This is a genomic window from Corynebacterium kutscheri, from assembly GCF_000980835.1.
GTDB lineage: Bacteria > Actinomycetota > Actinomycetes > Mycobacteriales > Mycobacteriaceae > Corynebacterium > Corynebacterium kutscheri.
The window spans coordinates 593,158-618,284 of sequence record NZ_CP011312.1; the positions used below are offsets into that span (position 1 = coordinate 593,158).

The 25,127-nt window shown below is 46.5% G+C and carries 20 protein-coding genes, 5 tRNA genes and 1 rRNA gene; 18 read left to right on the forward strand and 8 right to left on the reverse strand.

What is annotated here, in order from left to right; genetic code table 11:
• The first annotated feature begins 10 nt into the window (after nucleotides 1-10).
• Together purF and purM are read left to right on the forward strand one after the other, a co-directional pair.
• Complete coding sequence (gene purF / locus UL82_RS02755; protein ID WP_046438922.1) at nucleotides 11-1,528, forward strand: amidophosphoribosyltransferase; 1,518 nt, start codon at nucleotides 11-13, stop codon at nucleotides 1,526-1,528.
• An 80-nt stretch (nucleotides 1,529-1,608) separates the two neighbouring features.
• Nucleotides 1,609-2,676, forward strand: a complete 1,068-nt coding sequence (purM, locus tag UL82_RS02760) for a phosphoribosylformylglycinamidine cyclo-ligase (protein WP_046438923.1) — start codon at nucleotides 1,609-1,611, stop codon at nucleotides 2,674-2,676.
• 99 nt (nucleotides 2,677-2,775) lie between these two features.
• On the opposite strand, the gene UL82_RS02765 is transcribed toward purM, so the two are convergent.
• Together UL82_RS02765 and ygfZ are read right to left on the reverse strand one after the other, a co-directional pair.
• Nucleotides 2,776-2,991, reverse strand: a complete 216-nt coding sequence (locus tag UL82_RS02765) for a DUF3073 domain-containing protein (protein ID WP_046441116.1) — start codon at nucleotides 2,989-2,991, stop codon at nucleotides 2,776-2,778.
• Nucleotides 2,992-3,142: 151 nt separating this feature from the next.
• Nucleotides 3,143-4,207: a CAF17-like 4Fe-4S cluster assembly/insertion protein YgfZ gene (gene ygfZ / locus UL82_RS02770; RefSeq protein WP_232009507.1), complete on the reverse strand. Its 1,065-nt coding sequence runs from the start codon at nucleotides 4,205-4,207 to the stop codon at nucleotides 3,143-3,145.
• Between the two features lie 54 nt (nucleotides 4,208-4,261).
• On the opposite strand from ygfZ, the gene UL82_RS02775 reads away from it, so the two are divergent.
• On the forward strand, nucleotides 4,262-5,185 hold the full coding sequence (locus UL82_RS02775; protein WP_046438925.1) for an aminodeoxychorismate lyase: 924 nt from the start codon (nucleotides 4,262-4,264) through the stop codon (nucleotides 5,183-5,185).
• 39 nt (nucleotides 5,186-5,224) lie between these two features.
• Here UL82_RS02775 and UL82_RS02780 read toward each other — a convergent pair whose 3' ends face one another.
• Nucleotides 5,225-5,896, reverse strand: coding sequence for an FABP family protein (locus UL82_RS02780; protein ID WP_046438926.1), 672 nt, complete (start codon nucleotides 5,894-5,896; stop codon nucleotides 5,225-5,227).
• A 214-nt stretch (nucleotides 5,897-6,110) separates the two neighbouring features.
• Between UL82_RS02780 and UL82_RS02785 the strand changes: the two genes are divergently transcribed.
• Nucleotides 6,111-7,160 (forward strand): diacylglycerol/lipid kinase family protein, encoded by a 1,050-nt coding sequence (locus UL82_RS02785; protein WP_046441118.1) that lies wholly within the window; start codon nucleotides 6,111-6,113, stop codon nucleotides 7,158-7,160.
• 71 nt (nucleotides 7,161-7,231) lie between these two features.
• On the opposite strand, the gene UL82_RS02790 is transcribed toward UL82_RS02785, so the two are convergent.
• Nucleotides 7,232-7,990 carry an LmeA family phospholipid-binding protein gene (locus UL82_RS02790; protein WP_046441120.1) on the reverse strand — a complete coding sequence of 253 codons (759 nt, stop codon included), beginning with the start codon at nucleotides 7,988-7,990 and terminating at the stop codon, nucleotides 7,232-7,234.
• A gap of 24 nt (nucleotides 7,991-8,014) precedes the next feature.
• Here UL82_RS02790 and mshD point away from each other — a divergent pair, with 24 nt between their 5' ends.
• The 3 genes from mshD to UL82_RS02805 all read left to right on the forward strand — a co-directional run bounded on the left by mshD (nucleotide 8,015) and on the right by UL82_RS02805 (nucleotide 10,690).
• Nucleotides 8,015-8,926 (forward strand): mycothiol synthase, encoded by a 912-nt coding sequence (gene mshD / locus UL82_RS02795; protein ID WP_046438927.1) that lies wholly within the window; start codon nucleotides 8,015-8,017, stop codon nucleotides 8,924-8,926.
• A gap of 48 nt (nucleotides 8,927-8,974) precedes the next feature.
• Nucleotides 8,975-9,463 carry a DNA starvation/stationary phase protection protein Dps gene (dps, locus tag UL82_RS02800; protein ID WP_046438928.1) on the forward strand — a complete coding sequence of 163 codons (489 nt, stop codon included), beginning with the start codon at nucleotides 8,975-8,977 and terminating at the stop codon, nucleotides 9,461-9,463.
• A 156-nt stretch (nucleotides 9,464-9,619) separates the two neighbouring features.
• Nucleotides 9,620-10,690: a cytochrome P450 gene (locus tag UL82_RS02805; RefSeq protein ID WP_046438929.1), complete on the forward strand. Its 1,071-nt coding sequence runs from the start codon at nucleotides 9,620-9,622 to the stop codon at nucleotides 10,688-10,690.
• 3 nt (nucleotides 10,691-10,693) lie between these two features.
• On the opposite strand, the gene dusB is transcribed toward UL82_RS02805, so the two are convergent.
• Entirely contained in the window at nucleotides 10,694-11,839 is a 1,146-nt protein-coding gene (gene dusB, locus UL82_RS02810; RefSeq protein ID WP_046438930.1) for a tRNA dihydrouridine synthase DusB, read from the reverse strand.
• Between the two features lie 383 nt (nucleotides 11,840-12,222).
• Here dusB and UL82_RS02815 point away from each other — a divergent pair, with 383 nt between their 5' ends.
• The 7 genes from UL82_RS02815 to UL82_RS02845 all read left to right on the forward strand — a co-directional run bounded on the left by UL82_RS02815 (nucleotide 12,223) and on the right by UL82_RS02845 (nucleotide 15,705).
• The gene (locus UL82_RS02815) at nucleotides 12,223-13,737 is read left to right on the forward strand and encodes an acetyl-CoA hydrolase/transferase family protein (RefSeq protein ID WP_046438931.1); all 1,515 of its coding nucleotides are present in this window, start codon (nucleotides 12,223-12,225) and stop codon (nucleotides 13,735-13,737) included.
• Nucleotides 13,738-14,362: 625 nt separating this feature from the next.
• Nucleotides 14,363-14,435, forward strand: a tRNA-Lys gene (locus UL82_RS02820).
• A 280-nt stretch (nucleotides 14,436-14,715) separates the two neighbouring features.
• Nucleotides 14,716-14,788 (forward strand) — tRNA-Glu (locus UL82_RS02825).
• Nucleotides 14,789-14,831: 43 nt separating this feature from the next.
• Nucleotides 14,832-14,905 (forward strand) — tRNA-Asp (locus tag UL82_RS02830).
• Nucleotides 14,906-15,086: 181 nt separating this feature from the next.
• Nucleotides 15,087-15,160: transfer RNA gene (locus UL82_RS02835), tRNA-Asp, on the forward strand.
• Between the two features lie 34 nt (nucleotides 15,161-15,194).
• Nucleotides 15,195-15,270 (forward strand) — tRNA-Phe (locus tag UL82_RS02840).
• A 156-nt stretch (nucleotides 15,271-15,426) separates the two neighbouring features.
• Nucleotides 15,427-15,705, forward strand: coding sequence for a GNAT family N-acetyltransferase (locus UL82_RS02845; RefSeq protein WP_083966494.1), 279 nt, complete (start codon nucleotides 15,427-15,429; stop codon nucleotides 15,703-15,705).
• 138 nt (nucleotides 15,706-15,843) lie between these two features.
• On the opposite strand, the gene epsC is transcribed toward UL82_RS02845, so the two are convergent.
• Nucleotides 15,844-16,407 (reverse strand): serine O-acetyltransferase EpsC, encoded by a 564-nt coding sequence (gene epsC, locus UL82_RS02850; RefSeq protein ID WP_046438933.1) that lies wholly within the window; start codon nucleotides 16,405-16,407, stop codon nucleotides 15,844-15,846.
• A gap of 160 nt (nucleotides 16,408-16,567) precedes the next feature.
• Nucleotides 16,568-17,503, reverse strand: a complete 936-nt coding sequence (cysK, locus tag UL82_RS02855; RefSeq protein ID WP_046438934.1) for a cysteine synthase A — start codon at nucleotides 17,501-17,503, stop codon at nucleotides 16,568-16,570.
• 654 nt (nucleotides 17,504-18,157) lie between these two features.
• Here cysK and ramA point away from each other — a divergent pair.
• Nucleotides 18,158-19,000, forward strand: coding sequence for an acetate metabolism transcriptional regulator RamA (gene ramA / locus UL82_RS02860; RefSeq protein WP_046438935.1), 843 nt, complete (start codon nucleotides 18,158-18,160; stop codon nucleotides 18,998-19,000).
• A 264-nt stretch (nucleotides 19,001-19,264) separates the two neighbouring features.
• On the forward strand, nucleotides 19,265-20,779 hold the full coding sequence (putP, locus tag UL82_RS02865; protein WP_046438936.1) for a sodium/proline symporter PutP: 1,515 nt from the start codon (nucleotides 19,265-19,267) through the stop codon (nucleotides 20,777-20,779).
• A 55-nt stretch (nucleotides 20,780-20,834) separates the two neighbouring features.
• Here the strand turns inward: putP and UL82_RS02870 are convergent, their stop codons facing one another.
• On the reverse strand, nucleotides 20,835-21,407 hold the full coding sequence (locus UL82_RS02870) for a cob(I)yrinic acid a,c-diamide adenosyltransferase (RefSeq protein ID WP_046438937.1): 573 nt from the start codon (nucleotides 21,405-21,407) through the stop codon (nucleotides 20,835-20,837).
• A 41-nt stretch (nucleotides 21,408-21,448) separates the two neighbouring features.
• Here UL82_RS02870 and murA point away from each other — a divergent pair, with 41 nt between their 5' ends.
• Both murA and UL82_RS02880 read left to right on the forward strand, forming a co-directional pair.
• The gene (gene murA, locus UL82_RS02875; RefSeq protein ID WP_046438938.1) at nucleotides 21,449-22,705 is read left to right on the forward strand and encodes a UDP-N-acetylglucosamine 1-carboxyvinyltransferase; all 1,257 of its coding nucleotides are present in this window, start codon (nucleotides 21,449-21,451) and stop codon (nucleotides 22,703-22,705) included.
• Nucleotides 22,706-23,428: 723 nt separating this feature from the next.
• Nucleotides 23,429-24,960, forward strand: a 16S ribosomal RNA gene (locus UL82_RS02880).
• Nucleotides 24,961-25,127: the final 167 nt, after the last annotated feature.

The following is a 25,127-nucleotide window of genomic DNA, read 5'->3' on the forward strand; positions in this document are numbered from 1 at the left end:
GGGCGCTAGCATGACTGTCGTGGCATATATTGAGCGGCTCAAAACAAGCCCATTAGATGATCACGGCGAGAATCCACCCCGCGAAGAATGCGGTGTATTCGGTGTGTGGGCACCGGATGAGGATGTAGCCAAACTTACCTATTTTGGACTATTTGCATTACAACACCGTGGTCAAGAAGCAGCAGGTATTGCTGTTGGCGACGGAAAACAAGTTACCGTTTATAAAGACCTCGGATTGGTTTCTCAAGTTTTTGATGAAACTACCCTTAATGCTTTACCCGGACATGTCGGTATTGGGCATACCCGGTATTCCACAGCAGGCGGGGTAACGTGGGAAAATTCGCAACCAATGTTTCGAGTTGCCGCAAATGGCACCGATGTTGCCTTAGCACACAATGGCAACCTGGTTAATTACCTTGAACTGTTAGAACGAGCGCATAAGAAGAAGTTGGTTGATAAAGAAAAACAGCCTTCTGACTCTGATGTAACTACCGCGCTTTTGGTTGATGGTATTAATGATGAGACTACGCTGATCGAATCAGCTCGCGCATTATTACCTAAGCTCAAAGGCGCATTTTGTTTGACTTTTACCGACGGACATACGCTTTTCGCTGCTCGCGATCCAGAAGGTGTGCGTCCGTTATCTCTTGGTCGAATTAATAACGGTTGGGTTGTTGCTTCTGAAACCTGTGCACTTGATATAGTTGGCGCGAGCTTTGTTCGAGAGATTTCTCCCGGCGAGATGATTTCTATTGATGAATCTGGCGTGCGTTCGGAACGCTTTGCGGAAAAACGTCGAAAAGCATGTGTATTTGAGTATGTGTATCTAGCGCGGCCAGACTCGGTTATTAAAGGAAGAAGCGTTAATGCATCACGTCAGGATATTGGGCGCGCAGTAGCACGCCAGCATCCGGTTGATGCCGATTTGGTTATCCCAGTTCCTGAGTCAGGTATCCCAGCAGCAGTGGGTTATGCACAAGAATCTGGGATTCCTTTTGCTACCGGATTGGTAAAAAATGCCTATGTGGGGCGTACTTTTATTCAACCTACCGATACTCTCCGCCAGCTGGGTATTCGTTTAAAACTCAATCCACTGCGAGAAGTTATTCAAGGCAAACGGTTGATTGTCGTTGATGATTCCATCGTACGAGGAAATACTCAACGTGCGTTGATCAGAATGTTGCGGGAAGCTGGAGCAGCAGAAGTACACGTACGTATTGCTAGCCCACCAGTGAAGTGGCCATGCTTTTATGGCATTGATTTTGCTAGTCCCGGTGAACTGATTGCTAATGCGGTAACCAGTGATAATGAAAAACACATGGTCAATAGCGTATGCACAGCATTAGGTGCAGATAGCCTAGGTTATGTTTCTATTGAAGAGATGGTTGAGGCTACCAAACAGCCGCGAACACAGTTATGCTGCGCCTGCTTTGATGGAGAGTATCCATTAGGACTTCCAAGCGGAAACCCTAATGCGGAACTTGTTTCTGCTTTGCAACGCGGTAGCTGTGGCAGTGTTGATGATTAAACCGCAGTACCTACACAGCAATACTGGTAAGTACGTTAGATAAACATAATTACTTTTTACGATAAGAGACCTAAAACAATATGACAGATAATAATTCTCAAGTTTCTTATGCCGCTGCTGGCGTTGATATTGAGGCAGGCGATAAAGCAGTAGAGCTTTTTGCCCCTCATGCTCAGCGTGCTACCCGACCAGAGGTACGGGGTGGTCTGGGCGGTTTTGCTGGTCTTTTTGCCCTCGGAAAGTACCGACAGCCACTATTAGCGGCTGGTTCTGATGGTGTGGGTACGAAGCTTGCTATTGCACAGGCTATGGATAAGCACAACACTATTGGCATTGATTTGGTGGCAATGTGTGTCGATGATCTTGTGGTTTGTGGCGCGGAGCCGCTCTTTTTGCAAGATTATATTGCTATTGGCAAGGTTGTTCCAGAACATGTTGCACAGATTGTCGAAGGAATTGCCGAAGGCTGTGTACAAGCTGGGTGCGCCTTACTCGGTGGTGAAACCGCAGAGCACCCTGGGGTTATGGAACCAGGAGACTATGACGTCTCAGCTACCGCAGTTGGTGTAGTTGAAGCTGACGAGCTACTTGGCCCCGATCGAGTGCGCGCAGGAGATATTGTGCTGGCAATGGGCTCGTCTGGTTTGCACTCTAATGGATATTCGCTAGCTCGACATGTGCTACTTGACAAAGCCGGTATGGATTTAACTGGGTATGTAGAAGAGCTAGGACGTAGCCTGGGCGAGGAAATGCTCGAGCCCACCAAAATTTATGCCCTTGACTGTTTAGCGCTTGCTGATGAATGCGAAGTACATACCTTCTGTCATGTTACTGGCGGTGGCTTAGCTGGTAATCTTGCGCGCGTTATTCCAGATGGTTTGGTTGCTGAATTAAGTCGCAACACCTGGACACCAAGCCAGATTTTCCGACTAATTGAATCTGTGGGCAAGGTGCCAACTGAAGAGATGGAAAAAACCTTTAACATGGGTGTCGGCATGGTTGCCGTGGTTTCCCCCAAAGATCGTGATCGTGCACTAGCAATGCTGACTGCGCGTCATATTCAGTGTTGGGAACTTGGTGTTATTCGTCCTGCTGAAGATACCGATACTCAGCGGGTAGTTCTTAGTGGAACACATCCGGGCTATTAAACTTTTGTAACTGGATAGCATAACTAAAAGCAGGGAAACACCCGTTATCGTGGGTGTTTCCCTGCTTTTAGTTATGCGTTACTTTTAAGAAAGATGAGCTTAATAGCGCTCTTCCTCCTCAAGGTCTTCCTCTGCCCAATCAGCGTACTCGGCATATTGGTCGTCTACTGGTAGATCCTCATAATCAGATTCCTGATGACGGGGGGAATTACCGGCCAGTTCCTTTTGTAACGAGTCTAAATCCATACTGTGTGTGTTGTACTTGAGCTGACGTGCGACCTTGGTCTGCTTTGCCTTCGCGCGACCGCGACCCATGGCGTAACCCCCTTGGAGTATTGCTAGGACGTTCCCGGGATTAAGAACGACCATCTGCTTCCTAAAGTATATTTCCTGTTAGCTAGAATAGCGTTAAATGTATCATTTTGTCGCACCGCCCAGTTCAACAGCGGAAAATACTAAAAAATATTTATTTTCCGCGTAGCTTTTCAATCGCTTTTTTGCCTAATTGTTCATGATCTTCAACCGGTAGTGAATCTTTATCAATACTAATATCAACGCCGCCAACCAGTAATGATGGTTGTTCTAATGCACTACGTTTGATTAATGCTAATCCAATGGGGCCATAATCGAGGTCATGAACCACAGTACCTAAGCGACCTACTCGTCGTTTGTGGATAGTTGTGATTTCTTCCCCCACCTTCGGGGTAGAAGGAGCAGAGCCGTCGATATGCACCATGACTAATACACGCGGTGAACGACCAAGATTTTCTACCCTGGCCACAGTCTCTTGTCCGCGATAACAGCCCTTGTGTAAATGAACTGCACCAAGGCGCCCCTCACGAGAAATCAGTGCCGGTATTTCATGGGGAATGGATTTATCGTCTAAATCTAGTTCAATCTCTGGTGCTAATTGCTGTACTCGCTGGGCGGTATAGGCCATTAACCCTGCTGGTTGTATTCCTTGGTGGATAAGTTTTTTAGCCACTATGAGTAGTTGGTTGGTGGGGATAAAAAGGTCTAATCGCTGAGATAATTGCCTAGATAGAACAACCTCCTCAGGGATAACTAGTTCTTTTGCTCCAATTACACTGAGAATTCTCAGATCAGGAGTATCAATGCTGACATCTGACCAAAACACCATCATGGTGAGATATTTCTGTAATGATTCGCCATAGCCAGGAGCAACATCAATAAAGAATTCTTCTTCGGTGACGGTGAGATCAATAAGATGCACAATACGACCCTGACTATCAAGGTCGAGTGCCTGCGCGCTTAACCCTGGGGGAGCATCATCAAGTTTTTGACTTAATAAATTGTGCAAAAAACTAGCTGCATCCGGGCCAGAAACTTTAATCACCGGTCGATTACTACGATCGATAAGTCCACCAGTAGTATGAAAAGCTCTTTGCTCAGTCAGTGGTGAACCATAGTGCCACGCCACCCCCTGATAAGCATTAATAGCTACCTCATCTTGGTATTCAGCGGCTTGCGGAAGTTGTAACAGTGGAGATTGATAAGAAGAAATCGTCACAATCTTTATGCTAGCGCGTCAATTATTTGTTGGGGCAAGGCATAATAGATAACCATGGCCAACCCGCAGGAAAAAGCAAAAGTCGCGCCTATTATCATCGCCATAGAACCCTTTGGCGGTTCTTTGCGCAACCATATGCCACAGTTGCCATTGATCTTTTTTGATGACGCTGCAGTTACTCGCGGTGATGGCATTTTTGAGACCATTTTGCTTCACGACGGTCAGCCCATCAATCTAGATCAGCATATGCAACGATTTCAGCATTCGGCACGTTTACTTGATCTTCCTGAGCCATCACAACACGTATGGTTGCGTGCTACTGAGGAAGCCGTGAGACAGTGGAGTGCCCTAAGCCACGAAGATGCTACATGCACGTGGGCATATACTCGTGGCCGCGTTTCGACAGGAATTCCTAGTGCATGGCTGACAGTTTCTGCGCTTGATACAAAGATTTACCAACAGCGTGAACATGGTCTTAGTGTTATCACCAGCCCACGTGGATATAGCATTGATACAACGCTTGCTAGTTCATTAGCTGAACAACAAACAGCACCATGGTTAGCTATTGGTGCAAAGACCTTAAGTTATGCAGCTAATATGGCTGCACAGCGCTATGCCATAGCACATGGTTTTGACGATGTTATTTATGTTGATGGTGATCGGGTGTTGGAAGCGACAACAGCAAGTGTGATTACGGTTCGAGGCAAAAAAATACGTACCCCGCTTGCTAAAAACGGCGATATTATGACCGGTACCAGCCAAGCAGCCATTTTTTCTTATGCAGAAAAACACGGGTGGAATTGTAAGCTTAAAGAGCTTGACCTGGATTATTGCCTCAATAAAGCCGATAGTGTGTGGTTGGTGTCTTCAGTGCGTGGCCCGGTGCGAGTAAAACGGATTAATGATAAAAAACTGCCCAAGCCAGATAATGAGACCGCAGTGCGTACCTTATTAAACACAGCGATAATGCAAGCTTAGGGCAGTTTTAACGAGCCGACGAGTTGGAGGCCGGGTTGCTTAACCGATGACTCGAGAAAGCTCTGCGGACATACGTGGTACTAGTTCCTTGCCAACCATTCGCTCATCGACCCAACCTAGATTGTTATTTGGCATAAGGCCGTAGAGACGCTTTCCTGGGCCAAGTGTTCCTGGTCCAGTGGCAGTAACCATGGTGGAGGCAGATTCTAACTCCCATGCGCGCTCATTTAGCGGCTGACCATAGAACACTTCCACAACACCAGTGGAATGACTTAGTACTACTTCAATTTCATCTTTGAGATTAATGCGCCAAAAACCAGATTCACGTTGATCTAGGCCAATTTGGTTGCCGTCAGAATCGAGCTTCCAGATGCGGGATTCGTAGGTGAGGTAATTTTCACCATCGTGGGCAAAGACGAGTTGTTGGCCAAAGGTATATTGACCACCTTCAGCAGTATCAGCTTGACCAGTGCCACGCCATACGCCTACTAGTGGCAATAGTGCTAGTAGACCATCATGGAGATTTGGCCCTTCACGTAGGTTGGCGGTGTCATCAGGAATAGGTAGATCGCCTAAGCCAGGAATATTGAGGTGAGCACTGTCTTTCCATTGCTCGGCGGCTAGGTTAACGGCATCGCTGCCAGAAAGGCCGGCGGCAGCTGGAGTTGGCTTAGCAGTTGTATCGGCTAAGTCGTCGCGTTCATTCGTCATGTAGTCCAGACTAGCAATGCTGTCGGTAATTGCTAGCGAGGCTATGTGTTATGTTCGCTGTAAGCGCATTTTGGTTACTGCGTATTTATTAGCAGACGGTATGAAATAAAACCGCGATAAGCTAATGCAGTTAGGGCACCGGAAAGCTCTTTGTGTCCTAGCAGAGAGCAAAGATTGAAACGCAAGAATCATGTCTGCGCTACGCTTGGGGATCATGCGTGCCTTGTTGATAGCTAATCCCCAATCTACTAGCCAATCTGGTCACTTATTTGGTTATATTGTTCGTCTGTTGCGCACAATTCCAGATTTTAAATTAAAAGTAATGTTTACTCATTACCCAGGGCACGCGCAGCAGTTAGTAACCGGGCTAAGCCGGAAAAATTACGACGTTGTTATTGCAGTTGGTGGTGATGGCACGGTGAATGGGGTAATTAATGGTTTGTTGCCAGATAAACAGACTTTGGTGGCGCACCCAGAGATAGTTACTCAAATACCACGGTTGGCCGTGATTCCTACTGGTTCGGCAAATGTTTTTGCTCGCGCATTAGGTTTTCCGATGGACGCATATTTAGCTGTGGAAACGCTAGTTATTGCGTTGCAGCACAACCAAACCCGTTTTATTGGTGCTGGAACCTATAACGACAAGTGGTTTGTAGTCAATGCAGGTATTGGACTTGATGCAGATGCGATTGCTGCGATGGAGCGGGTACGTCGAAAAGGTTTTTCTGCCACCCCGCTTCGTTATTTGCGGGTAAGTGCGCGAGCAGCTTTCAAATTATGGCGAAACCCACCGCATATTGATGTTCGAGCCAGCAATAAGCATGGTGATATGGTGGCGCACAAAGATATTCCATTGTGTTTTGCTTCTAATACCAACCCGTGGACATTTTTTGGCCCGCTTCCGGTGGTCACGAATCCGCTTAACTCTTTTGATGCGGGGGTGAGCTTATTTGGATTAAATACTTTTTCTGCCTTGGGCCGAGTTGCTGGATTAATGCACATGAGTGGCATCGGGCATAATAGATTCCTCTCGCAGTGGTTATCATCTTATGTTTTTACCTTCGATGATGCGGTTGAAGTGGAACTTTATTGCAGTGATGCACGTCAATTCCAAATCGACGGTGAATATGCCGGTGAAGTAACTTACGTCCGCTTAGAAGCGATACCACAAGCGATTGAGGTGCACGCGCCCATTGAGAAGGTAGCAGATTCACCGACGTCCATTGCGCGAAAATTCTTTAGTTTCTTTGATCTGAGGTTATAAAAATGTTGCTTTTCGACGAGAAAATAAGCTCAGAGACTTATTGATGCTTTTATATTCATCGCATTATTTGGTTAGTTATATTGAGGTTTGGTGGGGGCGAAATCAGAGTTTTTTAGTGTGATATTGCGTTCTTGTGATTGTAAAAAAATCGTGCCGCCGGAAAGATAGACAAAACTAGCTTGTTTGCCTAGGGGGAGTGCGCGAGTGTCATATTCCCAGCGGAAAGCATCAAGAATTTTTTCTTCGGAGATTTGATTGGGATTAGCTACTACTTCATAGGGGCTAATTTTTAACATGGGGCCAACTAAACGTAGAGTCGCGAAAACCGCTACTGGGTGAGTGAAACCTTGCGGGGTTGCTTCTAAACGCACTTCGCTGGCATTGGGGGAAGACGGTGAAATGTCGTAGGGGTTGGAAATAAGTAAATCGGTGACCCCAAGCTGCTGGCCCAAGCCAACTGCATCAATGCCAAGATTATGTGCAATAAGTTGGGCATGGGTGTTATCAAAATCGCCGGCAAGAATTTGTTCTTTTGTGGCGGTGACCTTAGTAGCTACCGTCGAAAAGCGTACTGAGCCAAAGCCTTGCAGCGAAATATCGGAGACCCCGACGGTAAGCGTAGAAATTTCTTCCTTGGCAAGAGTCCATACAAAAGGAAAGCCTGCATAGTAAACGCTTGGTGTGACCGTGAGGTGGTTGAATTCGAGAATACGTTGAGACATGCGCTGTTCACTTCGCGTAGCAAGAACGGTATCGGTAACAAAAAAAATTCCGATAATCGTAGCTAGCGTAAGCACAACGCCGATAAGTCGTCTCGAAGAAGTTTTCACCTCTTCTTTGTACCATTGATAGCCATGGAGATACGCAGCACGCACTTATATGATTTCCCTGATCTTGCGACACAAGCACATCAGCTTCTTGAGGTTGTGGAAGACCACGACGGTACTGCTGCGTTTTCTGAGCAATTTATTTTTGGCATTGATGACGCACAGCGCAGGCACAGATATATTATTGCCCTTGATGGACCCCAGCTTGTTGGATTAGCCGCTGATGATGGCGCCACTGTGGAGCTGGCCGTTACCCCAGCGTATCGACGTCGAAAAGTAGGCACCCAGTTGGTGCGTTCTTTTATGAAGCCACCGTCGGTGTGGGCACACGGAAATCTTTTTGAAGCACAACGTTTTGCCGATGCACTTAATTTTATAGCTACCCGTGAACTACTCGTTATGACGATCAAAAACCCAGCGCTTATCAATGCCAGTACGTTTACCTTGCCTAAGGGCTACCAGGTATGCGATCTTGTTGCAGCACAGATGCGGTGTGAAAATATTGAAGACTGCTGGTTAGAAGTGAATAATGAAGCATTTTCTTGGCATCCTGAGCAAGGCGGCTGGGATAAAGATAGACTGCGTCGTGCCCAAGCTACTGACTGGTTTAACCCACATGATGTGCTTTTTTTGATTGATAATCGTGACACGACGCAACCACGGATTGCTGGTTTTCACTGGCTTAAACGTCATGGCAAATTAGCTCAGGCGGAGCTGGGGGAAGTGTACGTGGTAGGACTAGCTGATGCGTATCGTGGGCAAAAACTTGGTGATCCATTGGTGCGTATGGGATTGGCACATTTGTTAAAAGCTGGGGCACAAGAAATTATTTTGTATGTAGAAGCTGACAATACTCCGGCAATCAATGCTTATAAACAATTAGGTTTTAGTGTTACCGAACAACACTGTTTATATACTGCAGCGGATCAAACCAGCTAGTCGAACTACTATTAAGCAGTAAGAGGATTTTTCACGTAGTCTTGTTATATGAGTTACACAGTCCCTGGCCTTAATGAAAACGACGCAAAGAAGCTGATCGATAGTCTTCAAGAGCGTCTTACTGATTACAACGATTTACACCTGATTCTTAAGCATGCACATTGGAATGTTGTTGGTCATAACTTCATTGCAGTCCACGAAATGATTGATCCACAGGTAGATTTGGTGCGCGGTTATGCAGACGAATTAGCTGAGCGTATCGCTACTTTAGGTGGTTCTCCTATTGGCACTCCGGCCGGACACGTTGCTGACCGTACACCATTGCAGTATCAAACTAACCGTGGTACTGCTCAGGATCATTTGAAAGAGCTTGATCGCGTTTACACCGAGGTCTTAGAGAAGGTCCGTGAGTCGCAAGGCGAAGCTGGCGAACTCGATGCTATGACTGAGGATCTCTACATTGCTCAAGCTCAGGAAATGGAAAAGTTCCAGTGGTTTGTGCGAGCACATCTTGACGACGGACAAGGCAATATTTAGTCCTTATGTCGTTACTATGAGTAAACCTGCTCTATAGAACCGGTATAGATAAGACCTACTGTAAAACTACGGTGGGTCTTATTTTTACTGCTAATGGCATATTTTTAGGGTAAACAAACTAGGGAAAAGATAAAAACGAGTCTAGTGTGTGAAAATATGACTTTCCTTGCTCGTGAACCCAAAGAGTTTGCTCGTTATGCCCAGCCAGTAGAAGATGTAGATGGTTTCTTGGTAGTTACTACTGCCAAACTGGCTCGGGAGGTTGCGGAAAATCCAGTAATTTTTTCTAGCGTTGTTTCGCAACACCTTCAGCTACCCAATGGGCTCGATGGTAAAGAACATACTCAGTTTCGCCAGCTTATTGATCGTTATTTAAGTGAAGAAGCAATGGCGGGAAAGCAGGTTGCTTTCCAAAAAAGTGCTCACGATGTGGTTGCAGCGGCGCCCCTGGTCTGTGAGGCTATTAGCGTGCTAGGCGAGCCCTACGCAGTGAAAGCCATGTTGGCGTGGCTGGGCTGGGGAAAAGAATTTGAACAGCGGTTACTCGATTGGGTAGCAGATAATCGTGCGGCAACTCGTAGCGGTGATGCTCAACGCACCAGTAAGGTTGCCCAAGATTTTGATCAAATTATTATCGACGCACTAGCCAGTGTGGATCCAACTACTGTTACTGCACAATTGTTTGCTGATCGTAGCCTTGGTCGAGCATTAGAATTCCCAGAAATTGTTTCTATCCTGCGTAATTGGACAGCCGGTGATTTGAGTTCCATGGCGGTCTGCATTGGTGTTCTAATGCATGGCTTAGCGGAAAACCCCGCGATACAACATCGTTGGCGTAGTGGAATAAGTAGCACTGAACAAGCGGCCATTATTAATGAATTTTTACGTATTGATGACCCCTTCGTTGCTAATCGTCGAGTTGCGCGCACCAAGTGCACCCTAGGGGATAAAGATGTTGCAGTAGGGCAAAAAATTTTGATCCACTGGACAGCAGCTAATGCCGAAATAGGTAGTTCTTTTGATGAAGTAGCCCATGCGTCGCAGAACCTTGTGTGGGGAGCAGGACCTCACGCCTGCCCCGGCAAAGCTCTTTCCTTAATGGAATTATCGATTTTTATTAGCGAGCTTCTTCTTCGATACCAAATTACTTTGTCCGGTCCGCGTACCCGGGAAATCCATCCTGTTGGTGGGTGGGCAACATTGGGAATAGAGCTGCAACCTATCTAGATTTTAACCTCCAGAGTGCATGATTTCTGCGCCCTCTGGTACTGAATCATCCTCAGGATCATCAAGCCAGCCTTCAGGCAGGACGACTTTTGCCGGTGAACCTTTGCGTCCGCGAGCGCCGTCGGCATCATCGGCTAAAGCCGGTGAATCTGCCCAGGGAGCAAGTAACTCTTCAAGATTATTAAGGCTAGTTAATCGTGCTAGTCCTGCGCGAAGCTGTCCGCCGACGGGAAAACCACGCAGATACCAACCCATATGTTTGCGTAGATCACGGCAGCCTTTTTGCTCGCCATCATGAGCGACAAGCAATTCTGCATGGCGATAAATAATTTTGGTGACTTCGCCTAACGTAGGCGCAGCAGGAATCGGTTGACCACGTAGGGCAGCAGAAAGTTCGGCAAAAAGCCAGGGACGTCCCAAACAACCACGACCAACTACCACACCATCGCAGCCAGTTTCTTCCATCATCTTTTTAGCATCGGTAGCTTTGAAAATATCACCATTACCTAAAACAGGAATACCAGTATGAGCAAGATGCTCTTTTAACCGGGTGATTTCTTGCCAATCGGCTGCGCCAGAATAACGTTGAGCTGCGGTACGCGCATGAAGCGCTACTGCAGCAGCGCCTTCTTCTACCGCAATACGCCCAGCATCAAGGTGAGTATGGTGTTCATCATCAATACCTACTCGGAATTTCACCGTTACCGGAATATCTGTGCCCTCGGTGGCTTTGACTGCAGCGGCAATAATATTGCCAAAAAGCCGGCGCTTATAAGGCAAAGCTGAACCACCACCTTTTCGGGTCACCTTAGGCACTGGACAGCCGAAATTCATATCAATATGATCGGCCATATTTTCATCGACGATCTTTTTTGTCGCAAGGTAGGTGTACTTGGGATCAGTGGTATAAAGCTGCATCGATCGCGGTGATTCTGATGCATCAAAGGCAGTCATATGTAGCGTTTTCTCATTGCCTTCATGCAGTGCACGAGCAGTAATCATTTCGCAGACATATAGACCAGAAACCGTACCGGTTTTAGCTATTTCTTGTTCGCGGCATAGTAAGCGAAAAGGCATATTTGTTACCCCAGCCATAGGGGCAAGAACAACAGGCGAAGGCAGGGTTAGCGAACCGATACTTAAACTCACCTGACTTATTGTTCCTGCAAAAGTGATGAGGGGCAAGCCGTAGCGTAGAGCGTCGCTTAGCGCGGTAAAAATAAAGATTTTCGCCCCTAAACGGGTGAAAAATGAGGTGTCTTGTGTACTACATTTTTGCCTTTTTATCATTTTATTTATGACTATGACATGGGATAACAGTTATTTATCGGGCTGCTCTATTGCATGTTTTGGATAAAGATGCAATATCGGAAACGTAGTTGGCCACATTTTGGGGGAACATGCGCTAACGTGGTCTCCGTAACTTAATGGTGAATATTTATCAGTTGTCTCATTTTAGATGGCAGGTAATACCACCCGATATTTTTGTCTGCGGTTGTTATAACTGCGCGGAAATCCACTGAGGAGAATGAATGTCTGATCGTATTGCGAATGCCCAATTGCGTGGCAAGGTAATGTCCGCAGATGAGGCTGCACAATTTGTTAACAACGGCGATAATGTCGGAATCTCTGGTTTTACCGGCGCAGGTTATCCAAAGGTGTTGCCTCTTGCTATTGCCGAGCGAGCAAAGCAAATGCATGCCCGTGGTGAGCAGTACCGGATTGGTCTATTTACCGGTGCTTCCACCGCTCCAGATTGCGATGGTGTGCTTGCCGAAGCAGACGCCATTAGTTTCCGTACTCCTTATCAATCTGATCCAATCTTGCGCGCCAAGATTAATGAGGGAACCATTGACTATGCTGACTACCACCTTTCTGAGTCTGGTATATATGTTGAGCAGGGTTTCTTTGGGCCAATGAATGTCGCCATTGTTGAGGCTGTACGTATTACTGAAGAGGGGCACCTTATTCCTTCTTCATCCATTGGTAACAATGTGGAATACCTTGACAATGCTGAGAAGATCATCATTGAGGTGAATTCTTGGCAGTCTCTTGAGCTTGAGGGCATGGCAGATATTTATCGCATTAATCGGTTGCCAAATCGTCAGCCTATCCCAATTGTTGAGGCTGGTCAGCGCGTTGGTACTCCGTATATCGATATTGATCTAGCTAAGGTGGTTGCTGTTGTCGAAACCGATGCACCGGATCGTAATGCGCCATTTAAGCCAATCGATGACCAATCACGTCAGATTGCTGCACACTTCCTTGATTTCCTAGAAGGCGAAGTTTCCGCCGGTCGGCTCAGCTACGACGGTTATGTTATGCAGTCGGGTGTAGGTAATGTTCCTAATGCTGTGATGGCCGGCTTGCTTGATTCCAAGTTTGAGAATATTCAGGCCTACACCGAAGTTATCCAAGATGGCATGGTAGATCTTATCGATGCCGGCAAGATGTCGGTTGCATCTGCAACATCTTTCTCCTTATCACCTGAGTATGCAGAGCGGATGAATAAAGAAGCTTCGCGGTACCGTGAATCCATCATCTTGCGACCACAGCAGATTTCCAACCACCCGGAGGTTGTGCGTCGACTTGGATTGATTGCGACAAATGGTTTGATTGAGGCGGATATTTACGGCAATGTCAACTCCACTAATGTCACTGGTTCTCGCATTATGAATGGTGTAGGTGGTTCTGCGGACTTCACCCGTAATGCCTTCATCTCCTCATTTATCACCCCGTCTGATGCTAAAGGTGGTCTGATTTCTGCAATCGTTCCTATGGTTTCTCACGTGGATCATACGGAGCAGGACGTTAAAGTCGTTATTACAGAATATGGTTACGCTGACTTACGTGGTTTAGCACCACGTCAGCGTGCCGAAAAGATTATCGCTATTGCACACCCAGATTACCGTCCACTTTTGCAGGACTACTACGATCGTGCATTGGCTTATGCGCAGGAAAAGAAGATCATGCAGACACCACACCTTTTGGGCGAGGCATTAAGCTTCCATCAGCGGTTCCAAGAAACCGGTTCGATGAAGAAATAATCGTCGTCAGTGATTAAAAGGTTTACTCTCTAGCACAGTGCCGCTGAGCTAGAGAGTTTTCTTTATAAAGCTTTAACTAGTTACATTTTTGCAAAAGCAGATGTTTTATGACAGGTGGTTTAAAAAAATAGCTTTTAAGGTGGGGTCGCTGAGAAAGTGGCAACTCAACCTACTTTTATAAGCGGATAGCTATTGATTAAGAGCTTTGATTAAAAGTAAGCAGGGTACTGGTTGATATGGATAATTATTAGAGCTGATGCCTTAACACTCATGGTGCGTTTTTGTGTGAAGTGTTTTGCTTACGCGCAACAAGAAGGTTCGTTCGTACTTTAGTTCGCTATTTATGGGGAAACTTTTCTAGCGAAATAATGTAGGAAGTTTTTGGTGCTGATCATTGGTTCATTCTGAGCTTAATCTTGGGTGATGGGTAGGCAGGGGTAAGAACCACTAAATCACAGGTGTAAGAGTGTGCTGCGAAAACTAGAAGATTCTATTTTTTTAACTAGTGCCAGGGAAACTTTTACTCTGATCCCTCTGTGAAAAATAGGTTTTAAGCTGGGATAATAGAAAAGAACGGGGTGGGGTTTGTATATCTTGGCTACGCTAGTCTAATATTATGCCCGTTGGGCCTTTAGCTCAGTTGGTAGAGCTACGGACTTTTAATCCGCAGGTCCCGGGTTCGAGCCCCGGAGGGCCCACAATTGCTCCCCCGCCATAGATGGTGGGGGAGTTTTTTGTGTTTATGGCAAAAGTAAACAGTTAAGGGGCAGCAGTCGGCTTTGTGCCACAGTTATTTCTTACGCGGCGGCAAATAAAAATTAGTGGATAGTTTTTGGGGAAAGATTAAGAAAATGAATTTTACGGTTGGATGTGTCTGTAGGTGGATGTAGAAAATAGACATTAAGCATTGGTTTTGTATTTATTGTGAAATCGCGTATAGTTCTTTCCAGTGCTTGAGCCAAGCGCTTGAGTTGCAAAGCTCCCATCGTCTAGGGGCCTAGGACACCGCCCTTTCACGGCGGCGACACGGGTTCGAATCCCGTTGGGAGTACTGGCTGACGCCGCCTTTTTGGCGTTAGGTCATAAATAAATACGGCCCTGTGGCGCAGTTGGTTAGCGCGCCGCCCTGTCACGGCGGAGGTCGCGGGTTCAAGTCCCGTCAGGGTCGCAGATAGTAAGCGTTGAAGCAGATAGGTGCTTTAACGCTTATTTTTTTATTTTTGCCAATGAGAAATATGACGTCTTTTTATTTTGTGAAATTTCGGTTGTAACCAGCTGATTTGCCAGTATTTAAAAGGCTCTGTAAAGTATCCACTCGTTGCAAGGGAAACTTTGAAACGCCTTTATGAGGCCCTGTGGCGCAGTTGGTTAGCGCGCCGCCCTGTCACGGCGGAGGTCGCGGGTTCAAGTCCCGTCAGGGTCGCATGATTAGAAATGTTTCGGCATTTTTGATCTGTGGCGCGGTAGCTCAGTCGGTAGAGCGTCCGCCTGAAAAGTGGAAGGTCACCAGTTCGATCCTGGTCCGTGCCACCATATTAGAAACCGGCACCTACGTGGGTAGGTGCCGGTTTTTTATTTGATTAAGGTGAATTAAACCGAAACACACTTTGGGCGTAGCTGCGCGGAGAAAATATTTCAGCAGAGTATGTATCAAGGATGTACTATGGCCGCATGGGAGAGGAAAAAACCATGTCAGAAATTATTCATGATGCCGATAAACACCGTTTTCTACTTCGATTAGACACTGTTACTGCCGGGTTTGCTGATTATCGTATGCGTGGTGATGAGGTTCGTATTTTTTACCATACGGTTATCCATCCAGAGTTTCGTGGCCGTGGTTTAAGTAAAACGCTTATTCAGGCGGCTCTTGAGAATACTCGGGTAGCTGGATTAAAAGTTGTGCCAACCTGTTCAGCAGTGGCTGCTTTTATGGAAAAAGATCCACAGTATAACGATATCCGTGCTTGAGAGTGCTAATAAAAGCTAAATGTATTGCATGCGCACAAGTGAAAAGACATATTAATAAATGCCTCTGGGCAAGCGATGGTAGGACACATAAGCTTGCCTAGGGGCATAAGGTGTAAGAAAGAAGTGCGCTAAATATAGCTAAATATAGTAGTCCGGATCGACCAATTTAATTTTTTCGCCAGCTTTGCGCGGACGTACCTGCGCTGGGATACCTACGGCAATGTGCTCGGCAGGAACATCTTTGGTAACTACTGCATTTGCACCTACTGAGCTTCCGGCACCGATGGTGATTGGTCCTAAAATTTTTGCTCCAGCACCAATAGTGACACCGTCTTCTAAAGTGGGGTGCCGCTTGGTCTGGGTAAGTACTTGTCCTCCTAAGGTCACTCCGTGGTACAGCATGACTCCGTCGCCAATTTCCGCGGTTTCTCCGATAACAATCCCCATACCATGGTCAATAAAAAAGCGACGCCCAATGGTTGCACCAGGGTGGATCTCAATACCAGTAAAAAATCGGGTTAGTTGAGCTAATACGCGAGCTAGGCCGCGATGTCCACGTAGCCAGAGCCAGTGAGATATACGGTGTACCCAAATGGCATGAAGACCAGAATAGACGATGGCGTTTTCAATATCGCCACGTGCAGCAGGATCATGATCGCGTGCATTAGCAAGGTCTTCGCGGATCATTGAAAAGAAGTTCATATTTATGGAGCCTATCAGTAGGCATGCTTATATAGGGTAGAGGCAGATGGTGAATAAAAAAATAATAAATGATGATGTGAGAGATTTAAACCGGGTGTTATGAATAAAAAACTCCGTTATCTATTTAATAGATAACGGAGGAAACAAGAAAGTAGAAAGATTAGTCGCGGATGTCTTCGTATAGAACGGTAGAGATATAGCGTTCACCGAAATCTGGAATTACCGTAACAATGGTTTTTCCTGCGTTTTCTGGGCGTGCGGCGAGTTCAAGAGCAGCTTTGATATTCGCACCGGCGGAAATACCACCGAGAATACCTTCTTTCGTACCAAGCTCGCGCGAGGTTGCGATAGCGTCCTCATTAGTTACCGTGAGAACTTCTTCGTAGATTTTCTGGTTGAGTACTTCTGGAATGAAGTTAGCGCCGAGACCTTGAATTTTGTGTGGACCAGCTTTACCCGTAGTTAGCAGCGGAGAGGCTGCTGGTTCGACAGCATAAATCTTGATCTCTGGGTTATATTTCTTTAGGGTGTCGCCAGCACCAGTGATGGTTCCACCAGTACCAATACCGGCAACAAAAATGTCGATATTGCCATCGGTATCGGCCCATATTTCCTCACCGGTGGTTTTACGGTGAATTTCAGGATTAGCGGCATTAGCAAATTGACGAGCCAAGATAGCGCCTTCACGTTCTTGAACAATCTCATTGGCTTTGTCTACGGCACCTTGCATACCTGCAGCACCGGGAGTGAGTATAATTTCTGCACCGTATGCCCGTAGGATAACGCGACGTTCCACTGACATGGTTTCTGGCATGGTCAGTACTACGTTGTATCCCTTGGCTGCACCAGCAAGTGCAAGGGCAATACCGGTGTTACCAGATGTTGCTTCCACGATGGTACCACCTGGGATTAGTTCCCCGGATGCTTCTGCTGCTTCAATAATTGCCTTGCCAATACGATCTTTGACGGAGTTGGCAGGGTTAAAGAATTCAATTTTGGCCAGAACAGTTGCTGCTAAACCTTCGCTAAGGCGATTGATACGCACTAGTGGGGTGCCACCGACAGTATCAAGGATATTGTTATAAACGTTGGACATATTTTCTCCCTGGAAAGCATATTTTAAGCAGTTGTCGCATATGAATTAATCATTTTCTTAAGTATTTATTTGAATATTTTAAGAAAAAGGGTAATGCATAGCGTTGACCACTGTAGCGTGTTGCACATTAAATGGCTAGACAGATTTGTCTTTTCTTTAAGAAAGGTTCTGTCTGTATTTGGTTAATGATTATAACTAAATGGTCAAACACGAAGGTTGGCCGGAATTGTTTAAAAGAAAAGTATGTTTACAAAAGCGATTTATTTCACAAATTTTCCCGATTATTTAACGGTTTTAATTGTCTTGTTCGGTAACTGTGGGGGTGGCCTCATTTTTGGAACATTATCAATGATAATAAAACTCAAAAAATGCATAATATTGTTTAATGTAATGCTTCTAGCTGCGGTTTTGGTTTAAGTTGGGGACACCCATGTGGGGTAGCAACTGCACTATTAATAAATGAAGGGGGGATGAAAAAAGCGGATAAATGGGCAAAATCCCCCCTAATTTAGCGAGAATCGGGCGCTAAGAAATTGCATGTATGAAAAATTGCACTTTGGAATACCCCCGATAGCGCGTTATACTCACACAGCAATGTTACTTATTAGGTAATAAGTTTCTTATTTGTTGATGTTTCGCCTCAGGAGGTACTCGGTGGAAGCGCAGCGCATCAAAGATGATGAGGAAGCTATCCGCTCAGCTCTTACGTCACTCAAAACTGCAACTGGCATCCCTGTTACTATGTATGCCTCGGTTTTGGTGGATGGTCGCTTGCAGATTATTCAGTGGTTGGGGTTGCGTACTCCAGCGTTGCAAAACCTTATTATCGAAGCTGGTACTGGCGTTGGTGGTCGAGTACTAACAACCCGACGCCCAGTTGGTGTAAGTGATTACACCCGAGCTCATGCAATTTCGCATGAACTTGATTCGGTCATTCAAGACGAGGGATTGCACTCTATTGTGGCAGTTCCGGTTATTGTGCACCGTGAAGTACGTGGTGTCCTATATGTCGGAGTTCACTCTCCGGTGCGCCTAGGAGATAAGGTGATTGAAGAAGTCACCATGACAGCGCGTTCTTTAGAACAGGACTTAGCTGTTAATTCTGCGGCTCGTCGAGGTGAAGGCTTGCGCGCTGGAACAAGTAAACAAGGCCGGTTAATGAATGGTGCCGAGTGGGAGCAGATTCGGTCTACCCACTCTAAGCTGCGGATGCTAGCCAATCGTATTGAACAAGAAGATCTACGTGCGGAACTGGAAGAATTATGCGACCAGATGGTTGCCCCAGTACGAGTAAAACAAACTACTAAGCTTTCTGCTCGTGAACTAGATGTTCTTTCTTGTGTGGCGTTGGGACATACCAATGTTGAGGCCGCTGAAGAAATGGGCATTGGCGCCGAAACTGTGAAAAGCTACTTACGTTCTGTTATGCGTAAATTAGGTGCGCATACTCGTTATGAGGCTGTTAATGCAGCTCGCCGGATTGGTGCTCTGCCTTAAGGCTTAAAAGAGCTGTTGTGCTGCTATGTTCGTGGAGACTCTTTGGTAGTAAATTCCATCGATAATACTATGAGCTAAAAACCTTGCGGGTTTAGGTGCACCACACATTAACTTAAAAATAAGAACCGCTTCCAGGCGTGGGAGCGGTTTTTATGATGCAAGCACAGTTTTATTTGAGTACTCTTAGTTAACATTATTTTTTACGACATCTAAGACATTGTAAATATGAACTTAGAGAGTAAAGCTCAACGTATAAGGACACATATGAGCGAGAACACCTGGTTTATTATCGCCATCATTATTTATATGGCTGCAATGCTGCTTATCGGCTATTGGAGCTATCGGCAAACGAACGAATATGATGATTATGTACTCGCTGGTCGTGGTCTTAATCCTTTTGTTGCCGCGATGAGCGCAGGTGCTTCGGATATGTCCGGTTGGTTACTTATGGGCCTTCCCGGTGCCTTATTTGTTACTGGTTTTTCCGAGTTATGGATTGCGATCGGTTTGATTATCGGTTGTTGGGCAAACTGGCGCTGGATCGCACCACGATTGCGTGCCTATACCGAGGTTGCTGATAATTCACTGACGTTGCCTAGCTTTTTTGAGAATCGCTTCCATACTTCTTCGCGTTCCCTGCGTATTGTTAGCGCAGTTATTATTATCGTCTTTTTTACTTTTTATGTTTCTTCCGGAATGGTCTCTGGCGGGCGCTATTTTGAGTCTACTTTTGGAGGCAATTATCTTGACGGGATGCTTATCGTTGCGGCGATTACCGTTGGATATACCTTTATCGGTGGGTTTTTGGCGGTAAGTTATACCGACGCTGTACAAGGATCAATCATGTTTTTCTCCTTGATGGTCGTGCCTATTATGGCTTTGTTTGCCCTCGATGATCCCACCAGTATTTTTAGCTATGCGGCTGCGCATGATTACGGACCATATGTTGATGGAATTGGTAATCCGACATATTTTTCTATGGTTAATGGGGTGTCTTTTTTTGCGATTGTGGGCAGTCTTGCTTGGGGTCTAGGTTATTTTGGCCAACCACATATCGTCGTAAGGTTTATGGCATTGCGTAGCCCACAAGAAGCAAAACAAGGCGGCATTATTGGGGTCAGTTGGATGAGCTTTTGTATTGCTGGAGCATTTTTTGTTGCTCTTGTTGGTACTGCTTTCTTTGGACAGAACGAAGAATATTCCATTGTCGATCAGGTTGCTTATGAGACGATCTTTTTGGATATGGGACGGATTCTTTTCCACCCGCTTATTGCCGGCCTTATTCTCACTGCGGTGCTAGCGGCAATTATGTCCACGATTTCTTCGCAGTTACTAGTTACTTCTACTTCATTGGTAGAAGATATTTACCGTGGGTTAAAGAAACAACCCCCGAGTGAACGAGAGATGCTTAATCTATCGCGTATTGCGGTGCTTGCAGTTTCCGTCGTTGCGGGTATTTTAGCTGTTAACCCTAGTGATTCCATTCTTGGTTTGGTTGCTTTTGCTTGGGCCGGTTTTGGTTCTGCATTTGGTCCGGTAGTTCTTGCCGCATTGTATTGGAAGCGATTGAATGCAGCTGGTGCACTTGCTGGTATGCTCACCGGCGCATTTGTTAGCTTCATTTGGGGTAATTCAGCTTTAAGCGACACACTTTATGAAATCGTGCCTGGATTTGTAGCAAATGCTGTCGTTATGGTGATCGTTACGTTATTGAGCAGTGAGCCAACGAATGAGGTTAAGGAAGAATTTGAGCACGCAAGTAAGTTGGCGCGCGCCTAAATTACTAGTTAATCGGATTGTACTGAACAAGTAGTAAATAGGCGCACGAGAAATATTAGCGCTCGCCGCCTGGCACCCATAAAATATCGTCACTGTTATTAGCTACGCGGCACAGAATAAAAAGTAAGTCGCTTAGCCGATTGAGATATTTTGCTGGTAATACATGTGTGGTATCTGGATGCGTTTCGACGGCTGCCCATGCAGCACGCTCAGCGCGACGGCAGATTGTGCGCGCACTGTGCAATAATGCTGCTCCTTGGGTACCGCCCGGCAAGATAAAAGAGTTGAGCTTGGTTAGGCTCGCATTAAAATTATCGCAGTCGGATTCGAGTCGAGTGATGTAGGAGTCATCGATACGTAGTGGAGGATAGGCGGGATTCTCGGTAATAGGAGTAGCCAGATCTGCTCCAGCGTCGAAAAGCTCATTTTGGATGCGTTGCAAGCAGCTGGTGGTTTCTTGGTTGAATTCGCCAAAAGCAAGCGCGACGCCAAGAGAAGCATTGAGTTCATCGCAGTCGGCATAAGCAATAAGCCGAGGATCATTTTTTGCTACGCGGGAGAAATCCGACAAACTTGTCGTGCCGTCGTCGCCGGTACGAGTATAAATCTTAGTTAAGTGAACAGCCATGTCCTCCACGTTAGTCAAGTTTTGTCGATAAAGTAGGTGGAGTGAAGGATCGATTTCTCGTTACTGGCGGCGCCCGGCTTGAAGGAGCTGTCCAAGTTAAAGGTGCAAAAAATTCCGTACTTAAGCTTATGGCAGCTGCTTTGTTGGCAGAGGGCACGACCACACTAACTAATTGCCCGGAAATCTTGGATGTCCCGCTTATGCGCGATGTTCTTGTTGGTTTAGGTTGTGAGGTGCTTATCGACGGTTCTACCGTGCATATCACTACGCCAGCCGAGGTTTCTTGTAATGCTGATTTTGATGCGGTGCGTCAATTCCGAGCTTCGGTATGTGTACTTGGTCCGCTTACCGCACGTTGTGGGCGTGCTGTGGTTGCGCTACCGGGTGGTGATGCGATTGGTTCTCGTCCACTAGATATGCACCAATCCGGTTTAGAAAAATTGGGTGCTACCACCAAGATTCTTCATGGCGCTGTTGTCGCTGAGGCGAAAGAACTTGTTGGCGCCCAGATTGAATTAGATTTTCCTTCTGTAGGAGCGACCGAAAATATTGTTACCGCGGCTGTCCTAGCTAAAGGCACCACAGTGCTAGAAAATGCTGCTCGGGAACCAGAAATTGTTGATTTATGCGTCATGCTGAAACAAATGGGCGCATTGATTGAAGGTGAAGGTAGCTCAACAATTACCATCGAAGGTGTTTCGACACTTCACCCCACCTCGCACGAAGTTATTGGCGATCGTATTGTTGCCGGAACCTGGGCATATGCTGCTGCTATGACCCGAGGGGATATTACCGTTGGTGGTATTGCACCACGTTATTTGCACCTTACATTAGAAAAACTCAAGGTGGCTGGGGCAGAAGTAGAAACTTATCCTAATGGTTTCCGAGTGCGCATGGATTCTCGTCCTAAAGCTGTGGACTATCAAACGTTGCCTTTCCCCGGTTTTCCTACTGATCTTCAACCTATGGCGATCGGTATTGCTGCCATCGCTGAGGGAACCACTGTTATCACCGAAAATATTTTTGAGGCCCGTTTCCGTTTTGTCGATGAAATGATGCGATTAGGTGCAGATGCAACTGTGGATGGACACCATGTGATTTTGCGTGGTGTGGAGCAATTGTCTTCTACCCCAGTGTGGAGTTCTGATATTCGTGCTGGAGCAGGATTGGTTCTTGCTGCTCTATGTGCTGATGGGGTCAGTGAAGTTCACGATGTCTATCATATTGATCGCGGCTATCCGAACTTTGTTGAGAATCTGCGTAATTTAGGCGCAACTATTGAACGAATCTCTCAGTAATGAGACTCTTTTAACTGGTGAGAAATTGAGAATAAGTGTTATCAAAGATATTTTGGTAGCACTTTTTTCGTTTTTACCTGCGGATTTGTGTTGTTGTGAAGTGGTGTGTAACTTTATGTGAGTCGCCGCGGCCGGTAGCACAAACAAACATGTGCAAAACACCAAGCCAAGCGGCGAAGAAAATAAAAACTCTTGATCCTTTAAAACAGCAAAAAAATTTGCTAGGATCACCAAAGCATCCCATTGTATTGCAACAAGTATTTGTTTGTTGTGTGGTGGGTGTGGGTTGTTTGAGAACTCAATAGTGTGCCAAATCATTTGTTACAACATGTAACACACAGAATCTAGTGATTAATGATGAATGCTGAATAAGTGTTTGTGTTTGGTCATTGTGTTGTGTGTTATTGTTTTTTGTTTTACACATATTTTCTTTTTCTTATCACGTATTCACATATGTGTTTATTGTGGTGGGGGATAATGGTTTTTGTTTTTACGCCTGATACTGTGGTGATCAGATGTCACTGATGGTGTTGTGGTGTGACCGGCAAGTGACCATGATTTGTTTTCTTGTTTCTTATCTTTTTTCTTCAATATAGTTTTTAGGATTTTATTGTGTTGAGGGTAAGGGGCTGGGGGATGGTTGTGGGTGCTTGTTAAATACTAAAAATTGTTTTTGTTTATTTTTTGCCAGTTGTTGGGCTTTCCCAATAATTTTTCTTATTTTTTGTGGAGAGTTTGATCCTGGCTCAGGACGAACGCTGGCGGCGTGCTTAACACATGCAAGTCGAACGGAAAGGCTTTCTTGCTTGCAAGAGAGTACTCGAGTGGCGAACGGGTGAGTAACACGTGGGTGATCTGCCCCTAACTTCGGGATAAGCTTGGGAAACTGGGTCTAATACCGGATAGGACCACATTTTAGTGTGTGTGGTGGAAAGTTTTTTCGGTTAGGGATGAGCCCGCGGCCTATCAGCTTGTTGGTGGGGTAATGGCCTACCAAGGCGTCGACGGGTAGCCGGCCTGAGAGGGTGGACGGCCACATTGGGACTGAGATACGGCCCAGACTCCTACGGGAGGCAGCAGTGGGGAATATTGCACAATGGGCGCAAGCCTGATGCAGCGACGCCGCGTGAGGGATTGAAGGCCTTCGGGTTGTAAACCTCTTTCGCTAGGGACGAAGCTTTTTTGTGACGGTACCTAGATAAGAAGCACCGGCTAACTACGTGCCAGCAGCCGCGGTAATACGTAGGGTGCGAGCGTTGTCCGGATTTACTGGGCGTAAAGAGCTCGTAGGTGGTTTGTCGCGTCGTCTGTGAAATTCCGGGGCTTAACTTCGGGCGTGCAGGCGATACGGGCATAACTTGAGTGCTGTAGGGGAGACTGGAATTCCTGGTGTAGCGGTGGAATGCGCAGATATCAGGAGGAACACCGATGGCGAAGGCAGGTCTCTGGGCAGTAACTGACGCTGAGGAGCGAAAGCATGGGGAGCGAACAGGATTAGATACCCTGGTAGTCCATGCCGTAAACGGTGGGCGCTAGGTGTGAGCCTCTTCCACGGGGTTCGTGCCGTAGCTAACGCATTAAGCGCCCCGCCTGGGGAGTACGGCCGCAAGGCTAAAACTCAAAGGAATTGACGGGGGCCCGCACAAGCGGCGGAGCATGTGGATTAATTCGATGCAACGCGAAGAACCTTACCTGGGCTTGACATGTACAGGATCGGGCTAGAGATAGTTTTTCCTTTTTAGGTCTGTATACAGGTGGTGCATGGTTGTCGTCAGCTCGTGTCGTGAGATGTTGGGTTAAGTCCCGCAACGAGCGCAACCCTTGTCTTATGTTGCCAGCACATTTTGGTGGGGACTCATGAGAGACTGCCGGGGTTAACTCGGAGGAAGGTGGGGATGACGTCAAATCATCATGCCCCTTATGTCCAGGGCTTCACACATGCTACAATGGTCGGTACAACGCGCTGCGAGCCTGTGAGGGTAAGCGAATCGCTGAAAGCCGGCCTCAGTTCGGATTGGGGTCTGCAACTCGAGCCCATGAAGTCGGAGTCGCTAGTAATCGCAGATCAGCAACGCTGCGGTGAATACGTTCCCGGGCCTTGTACACACCGCCCGTCACGTCATGAAAGTTGGTAACACCCGAAGCCCATGGCCTAACCACGTTTGTGGAGGGAGTGGTCGAAGGTGGGATTGGCGATTGGGACGAAGTCGTAACAAGGTAGCCGTACCGGAAGGTGCGGCTGGATCACCTCCTTTCTAAGGAGCTTATATTTTTTGTTTTGTTTTTGTTTATCCGGGTGGAGCACATCACCCACGCACATTGTGTGTGGTGGGGTGAAACAAAAGACTAGTGTGTGAAACATCCATGATGTCATCATGGGGTAGCTGGAGCATGACACAGGTTGTTTCATGTGTGGTTTGGT